This is a genomic window from Paenibacillus sp. J2R1T-4 (assembly GCF_059692235.1).
In genome coordinates this window covers 260,393-267,550 of record NZ_JCAUBA010000009.1, presented here as the reverse complement: position 1 = coordinate 267,550, position 7,158 = coordinate 260,393, and the positions used below count along the sequence as shown (strand labels likewise).

General features: G+C 48.3%; 9 protein-coding genes. 3 read left to right on the top strand and 6 right to left on the bottom strand.

All coding sequences use genetic code 11. From position 1 onward, the window contains the following. Nucleotides 1–104: 104 nt before the first annotated feature. Both AC58QD_RS17270 and AC58QD_RS17265 read right to left on the bottom strand, forming a co-directional pair. A complete protein-coding gene (locus tag AC58QD_RS17270) occupies nt 105–401 on the bottom strand; it encodes a transposase (RefSeq protein WP_497335424.1) in 297 nt (98 codons plus the stop codon). 511 nt (nt 402–912) lie between these two features. Then, nucleotides 913–2,076 (bottom strand): alpha/beta hydrolase family protein, encoded by a 1,164-nt coding sequence (locus AC58QD_RS17265; protein ID WP_497335422.1) that lies wholly within the window; start codon nt 2,074–2,076, stop codon nt 913–915. 88 nt (nt 2,077–2,164) lie between these two features. Between AC58QD_RS17265 and AC58QD_RS17260 the strand changes: the two genes are divergently transcribed. From AC58QD_RS17260 to AC58QD_RS17250, 3 genes are all read left to right on the top strand, one after another. Then, a complete protein-coding gene (locus AC58QD_RS17260) occupies nt 2,165–2,458 on the top strand; it encodes a DUF2573 family protein (protein WP_497335420.1) in 294 nt (97 codons plus the stop codon). 289 nt (nt 2,459–2,747) lie between these two features. Further along, entirely contained in the window at nt 2,748–3,812 is a 1,065-nt protein-coding gene (gene rsgA / locus AC58QD_RS17255; protein WP_497335418.1) for a ribosome small subunit-dependent GTPase A, read from the top strand. Between the two features lie 81 nt (nt 3,813–3,893). Then, the gene (locus AC58QD_RS17250) at nt 3,894–3,998 is read left to right on the top strand and encodes a DUF6254 family protein (protein ID WP_497335416.1); all 105 of its coding nucleotides are present in this window, start codon (nt 3,894–3,896) and stop codon (nt 3,996–3,998) included. Between the two features lie 166 nt (nt 3,999–4,164). On the opposite strand, the gene AC58QD_RS17245 is transcribed toward AC58QD_RS17250, so the two are convergent. The 4 genes from AC58QD_RS17245 to AC58QD_RS17230 form a co-directional block, all read right to left on the bottom strand. Next, the gene (locus AC58QD_RS17245) at nt 4,165–4,650 is read right to left on the bottom strand and encodes a DUF1572 family protein (protein WP_497335414.1); all 486 of its coding nucleotides are present in this window, start codon (nt 4,648–4,650) and stop codon (nt 4,165–4,167) included. 87 nt (nt 4,651–4,737) lie between these two features. Next, complete coding sequence (locus AC58QD_RS17240) at nt 4,738–5,262, bottom strand: hypothetical protein (protein ID WP_497335412.1); 525 nt, start codon at nt 5,260–5,262, stop codon at nt 4,738–4,740. Nucleotides 5,263–5,379: 117 nt separating this feature from the next. Next, the gene (locus AC58QD_RS17235) at nt 5,380–6,261 is read right to left on the bottom strand and encodes an ROK family protein (protein ID WP_497335410.1); all 882 of its coding nucleotides are present in this window, start codon (nt 6,259–6,261) and stop codon (nt 5,380–5,382) included. A 42-nt stretch (nt 6,262–6,303) separates the two neighbouring features. Further along, entirely contained in the window at nt 6,304–7,074 is a 771-nt protein-coding gene (locus AC58QD_RS17230) for an SDR family NAD(P)-dependent oxidoreductase (RefSeq protein ID WP_497335407.1), read from the bottom strand. Between the last annotated feature and the right edge of the window lie 84 nt (nt 7,075–7,158).

Sequence of the window (7,158 nt, the reverse complement as noted above, 5' to 3'; positions counted from 1 at the left end):
CTCTGCGCTTCGCCACCTGAAGTAGCCGCCCTTCGATACCTTCAGTACCTTGCACATCTTCTCTAACCGAAAATTAGAGCGATTATCTTCGATAAACTGGAACCTTAATTCTTTGCTTTGCTGAAGATGTGCATGGCCTTTTTTAGGATTGCGTTTTCTTCCTTGAGGTCTTCGATTTCGCGCTGCTGGTCGTGAATGAGCTGCGTTTGTTGGCGCAGTGTCTCTCCCTGATTCACAGGCTCATTCTCAAACTCCCGATACTTGGCCACCCACTGACGAAGGGTGTCGGGATTCATGCCCAGCTCATCTGCGATCTGAGGTAGTGATTTAGTCTGCTCCTGCACATATTTTACGGCCTCTCGTTTAAAGGTCTCATTATACCTTTGTCTCTTGTCGCCCATCGTTAACACCTCTCGGTTTTGGTATATTCATTATCTGTTTACCGAGTTATGGGTGTCCACTTTTTATTCTAGGTGCAAAAGCCGGGTTATTTCCGAGCTGAGAGGCCCAGTTTGGGAATTAACAAGGAAAAGCCGTGTTATTTTCAGGCTGAGAGGCCTTACTTGGGAATTAACAAGGAAAAACCTTGTTATTTTCAGGCCGAGGGGTCTTACTTGGGAATTAACAAGGAAAAACCTTGTTATTTTCAAGCCGAGAGGCCTAACTTGGGAATTAACAAGGAAAAGCCGTGTTATTTTCGGGCCGAGAAACCTAACTTGGGAATTAACAAGGAAAAACCTTGTTATTTTCAGGCCGAGGGGTCTTACTTGGGAATTAACAAGGAAAAACCTTGTTATTTTCAAGCCGAGAGGCCTTACTTGGGAATTAACAAGGAAAAACCTTGTTATTTTCAGGCCATCCGTTCAATTTTGGTAAATTGATAGTCTCACTTGTTCCGATATCATCAAAATATTACAGCATTTGTGTATCACGTGCTTCTTCGATCCAGCCAAACACGTAGTCCAGCACCTGCTCGTCCTCTTCACGGGATAACACGTGGGGACGGCCTTCGTAAATGGTCATCGAGTATGGCTTGCCGACTGCGTCGAAAGCTTCAGCCAGGCGGTAAGCATGTGCAACACTCACATGCTCATCCGCTGAGCCGTGGATGATGAGCACTGGTGTGCGAATCTCATCCGCCCAGCATACCGGCGAGCGGCGATCGTACGCGCCGGGGTCTTTTCGCGGGTGGCCCACCACCCGCTTCAGCATGCGGCGGAGGTCCACCCGCTCGTCGTACGTGAGGCGGAGGTCGCTGACTCCGCCCCAGACGACGACCGGGCCGACGCCCGGGCACTCGCGTGCCGCGAGCAGCGCCATGAGCGCGCCTCGCGAGAAGCCGATCAGCGCTGGCGCGATCGGCAAGGTCTCGGGCAGCGCGCGCACAAGCTGCAAGGCGGCGTATAGATCGTGCCGATCCTCGCCGCCGAAGTCCTCGCGCCCCTCCCCTCCCTCGTTCCCTCGGTAGAACGGGGCGAAAACCGTATACCCGCGCCTCGCTAGTGTGACTAGCCTCGGCACGCGCACCATCCCCACGCCGCGGATCCCACCGCGGCAATAAACTAGTGGCGGTCTCTCCGCTCCGTCTTCGCCCGCTACAAGATATCCCTTTACTCGCAGCCCTTGGCTCGTGTAGGTGATAAGCTCCAGTCGCAAGCCAGGCGCAGGATCGGGTAACCTCTCACGCTCAATTGCCAACTCTATCTGCTCCGGCTCACGCCCAAGGTCGTGCTCGCTTTCTTTCCCCTGCCCCTGCTCCTGCTCCTGCTCCTGCTCCTGCTCCTGCTCCTGCTCCTGCTCCTGCTCCTGCTCCTGCTCCTGCTCCTGCTCCTGCTCCTGCTCCTGCTCCTGCTCCTGCTCCTGCTCTTGCTCTTGCTCCTGCTCCTGCTCCTGCTCCTGCTCCTGCTCCTGCTCCTGCTCCTGCTCCTGCTCCTGCTCCTGCTCCTGCTCTTGCTCTTGCTCCTGCTCCTGCCCCAGCACCTGCACCTGAACTTGCCCCTGCCCGTGCTCCTGCATCTGCCCAAGCTGTATCTTATCATCCATATTTTGTATATTATGTACTTTTATTTGTTTCATTGTATTTTCCACCTTTGACACCGAGTAAGGACATCCGCTAGACTTGTGAGTAACGTTTAGTTTATCATGCGAAAGGTAGTTGAACCATATGAATCCGGCATTTGATCAAGAATTTGAAGCCCTGGTAGAGAAATATGCTGAGCTGCTCACGGGCAAATCATCCACCATCATGATCGACAAGGTGACCAAGTGGGCCATCTACAATCATATTCATAAAAGCATGCCAGCCCTTACCGCCCACTGGGGTCAGAGTCATCCTGAAGCCAAGCGTGAAGTACGGCTGTTGTTCGAAGAAATTCGTGATTTAAATCAGGCGCAGCGCGCACACTCTCAGACTTCTGGAGCAACTGGTACTGCTAAGGAAGACGAGAAACAGGAATAAGTGGAATATTATCCAGCAATCCTTAACCGTTTATAACCGTTAAGGATTGCTTTTTTCATTTATTCAGGAAAAAATCATTTCAACTAAAAAGTACCGTGGCTTCTTCTCCGGAAATGACTATACTATACAGGTAATCAAAAATGAATCGGAAGGATTGATGTAAATGTCCAATTATATTGTTTTCACTCCCACTGCAGGTGTCCTCGGACAATAGTAAGTTGTATGCGAGGATTCCTGTAGAGATTTTGTCTTACCAATATATAATTACCTTTACAGGAGGATTCGATCATTGAATTTAGAAACTTTAGGCTGGAACCAACATTGGGAACAAGCCTTTACCCCTTATCAAGAAAAAGGCTATAGCGCGGGACGGGTAGCTTTGGAGCACAAGCATTTGTACCGTGTATATACGGGAAAGGGTGACGTGCTGGCAGAAGTATCCGGCCGTTTGAGATATGACGCTATTGGACGTGCGGATTTTCCGGCAGTCGGAGACTGGGTCGCCCTGTCGGAACCAATAGATGAAGGCCGAGCCATCATACATGGCATCCTGCCCCGATTCAGCAAATTTTCACGCAGAGCTGCCGGCAACACTCCTGAAGAGCAAATCGTAGCTACTAATGTTAATACAGTGTTCCTCGTAAATGCTTTGAATCAGGATTATAATCTGCGTAGGTTAGAGCGATATCTGGCCCTCGCTTGGGAGAGCGGTGCGAGTCCGGTCATTATCCTTAGTAAAGCAGATCTATCCGAAAATGTAGAGTCGGCCATAAACGAAGCGGAAGCAATTGCCCTCGGAGTACCTGTCCATGCAGTCAATGCTCTCACAAATGAGGGTATCCAAGAACTCGCCCCATACATGGGCATAGGGCGGACGATTGCTCTTCTTGGATCATCTGGTGCAGGTAAATCAACACTAATCAACCGACTTTACGGCAGTGAGGTTCAAGCAACTGGTGATATTCGACAGGGGGATGATCGCGGCAAACATACCACCACACATCGTGAGCTTGTCGTTCTGCCCTCAGGTGGATTGCTGATTGACACGCCCGGTATGAGGGAGCTGCAATTATGGGATGCAAACGAAGGTATGAGTTCAACCTTCCACGATATTGAAGAGCTTGCGGAACATTGTCGATATCCCGATTGCAAGCATGACAAAGAGCCTGGCTGCGCGATCAAAGATGCCTTACAAGACGGAACACTTGAACGGAGCCGGTTCGATAATTATGGAAAGCTTCAACGGGAATTAGCTTACCTCGCCCGCAAGGAGAACAAGTCTTTGCAGATTGCCGAGAAGAACAAGTGGAAAAAAATCCACAAAGAAGTGAAGGGTCACAATAATCGTCCCTGAACTATTGATAACGAATAGAATCCCTCTTGTTAGCCATTCTAAGAAGGTGCGTCAACTTCATAACGAGAGGGGCCATTTCCTGTGACAACGTCCAAACGCCGCAGAGAGAACGCGACCAAAATTCGCAAGCAAACACACCATCCTCATGGGAAAATCAAATCTCTAAAGGAACTCTCCGAAGAATAAGACGAATCACCTCTTATGATGACTGATTGCATTAACAATAACCTGACCGGGAATTGATCGGTCAGGTTATTTGTGGTGGGGATCGGTAAGTTAAATGAGCGGAATAGATGGATTTCTCTATCGTATCCATCACCCGCGAGCAAATGGTCACTCCTCCTCAGTCCGGTTATTTCCGCTTCGGAATTGTCGTACTTACGTACCCATCATCCAAACATAGTTTGGCTATGTACAATATTTGTCCCGTATGCTCGGAAATGTGAGTAGCAACCTGCAAAAGCACATCCGCATGGGTCCGTTCTCTATTCCTTACTAGTTGCTTTTGTTCAAATTGCTCGGGCTTCAAACCCTTGGTCGTAACGATCAACTCTGCAAACATATCTCGCACCATAGAAAGCAGCTCTTGCTTCTCTACGTACATCTTATCAAATTCAGAATCTCGGTCTCTGACCAATTCCTTTTTGAGGATTCCTTGACTAACTCTCTCCTGGATGTTACCACGGATATGCACAATCAGGTTAGCTATACTATTGCTGTTCTCGTTAGGATTCCAATTCAACTGCTCCTCATTGAGCTGTTCAATCGCTTTCATCTTTCTCATCTCAAGCTCTTCATACTTGTCGATTAGCCATGATCGCATAAAGTCTACATTCATCTTCAGGCTCCTTTCGAAATATAGTTTACTAGCTAACAAGTTTCTGATAACAAGAAAACCCCCGGTTCACGGAGGAGTTCATTATATCTATGAGGTCTGAAGCTTGCGCACGTCAACTTCCAGCTTAAATAACCTTTCTTGAAGCAGCCCCACACGATGTTCATTGTCTTCAAGCCTGGATGTGAACTTATTGTCCATCAGTTGCAGCATACCAACTACGTCTTCTGCTTGAGTCTGCTCCATTCGATCCATTTGCTTGAGCATGGTTGTAAAAAGTTGACTGTGAGTGTCTAACGTCTGGAATACTCTATCGAACTGTTGACTGTGTGTGTCTAACGTCTGGAAAACTCGATCGAACTGTTTACTGTGAGTGTCTAACGTCTGGAATACTCTATCGAACTGTTGACTGTGTGTGTCTAACGTCTGGAAAACTCGATCGAACTGTTGACTGTGTAGATCATGCAACTGGCTATGCTTGTCCAATTGCTGTGAATGTCTATCTAAAACTTCACCGTGTCTCTCCAGAACTTCTCCTTGCTTGTCTAACTGTTCCTTAATCGGCTGAAGCTCTTCTTTCAATACTTCTCTAAACATGTGTTTCAAATCATCCATACTCTCACCTCAACATCAGAATGATGTTCGACTTAGGAAGCTTTCTCTTAGTTTATTATATTGGAAATGGAAATGAAACACAAACGTGTGTTCGTATTTCTTTGCTTCTTACATCCCTTACTTGCTCGCCATCCACGCTGCATGAGCCAAAGCCAAACCTCCGCACAGTCCTGCATTATCACCTAGACCTGGTGGCACAATATATTCGTCGATTTTACTAGTAATCCACTCACTCTGCACGTACCCGTTCAACATCTGCTGGACTTGACAGTGTACCAAGGAGAACAATTGACGCTGCTTCATAACTCCGCCGCCGAACACAATCTTATGCGGGGATACGAATAGAATAGCATGAACGGCTGCTTGCGCGAGATAGTAGGCTTCAATCTCCCATACTCGACTGTCGTCCTCTAATTCATGCCCTTTCTTGCCCCATCTCTTAGCAATCGCCGGACCTGCCGCCATTCCTTCAAAACAATCGTTGTGGTATGGACAGCATCCAACAAACGTATCGTCAGGATGACGCTTCACTGGAATATGCCCCATCTCCGGATGTACCAAGCCATGCACCAATCTGTCCTCGACATAGATTCCCGCTCCAATTCCCGTCCCCACAGTTACATAAACGCAGCTGCTTAAGCCTTTGGCAGCACCCCATGTTGCTTCCCCCAAGGCTGCAGCATTAACGTCTGTATCCCAACCGATCGGGCAATCGAACGATTCCTTCAGTTTGCCTAACACATTATATTGGGACCATCCGGGTTTGGGGGTCGTCGTTACATACCCATATGTAGGACTTGCGGGATCTGGATCAATCGGACCAAACGATCCAATTCCTAACGCATCCAGCTGCTCGTCTCGAAAGAACGCCAGTACTCTTCCTAATGTTTCTTCTGGATCTGTTGTGGGAAATTCTGTTCTCGCCAATACTTCACCATGCTCGTTCCCAATACCGCAAACAAATTTCGTTCCCCCAGCTTCTACTGATCCCAGCTTCATCTCGTGACAACTCCCCATATTGTTAGTTATTCTGGCACTTCGTTATTTTTTGTTAAACATTCGATTCGCGATCAGCTCAAAAAAATCAGGAAACAGTGCTGACAACTTCGCACCAAAACCCATCACCCAAGGTAAATCCACGTAAGAACGACGATGGTGAATGGCATCTGCCACCGCTCTGGCCACCTGTTCTGGCTTTAGCATAAACCGGCGTATATTACGCACATAATCTCCGTTTGGGTCCGCTTGCGTGAAGAAAGGTGTATCGATAGGACCTGGATTAATAGCCGTCACGGCTACCCCTGTACCAACGAGCTCCTGTCTTAGGCTATTAGTGAAACCAAGAACAGCATGCTTGGAAGCGGAGTACGCAGTAGATTTGGCCGAACCGATCTTCCCTGCGATCGACGCCACGTTAACAATCTGTCCCTTCCCTGCTTCAATCATATAAGGGAGAACTGCCTTTGTACATCTCACCGTACCCATATAGTTAACATCCATCATGCTCGTGTAATCACTAAGCGGAGCATCCAGAATACGATCAAAACGCCCGAATCCTGCATTGTTAATCCATACGTCGATTCCGCCAAGCTCGAGTACAACACGTTTCACAGCCTGTTCGACCTGCTCGCCAGAAGTTACATCAAGCTCATATAAGCTAGTTGGCCCGCTGATCCGGCTTGCTGTGTCACGTAGTCCGTCCATATTCCGTCCGAACAAGGCAAGCACGGCACCCCTTCTTCCCAACTCCACTGCAATTTCCGCGCCAATTCCGCTTGAAGCACCCGTTATTGCGATCACTTGTCCTTTCACTTGATACCTTCCTTCCTCTCAACTCAGCGTAAGCATATGCACATGCCTAAACTATACCACTCTCGAACCATACAAAAAAGAGGC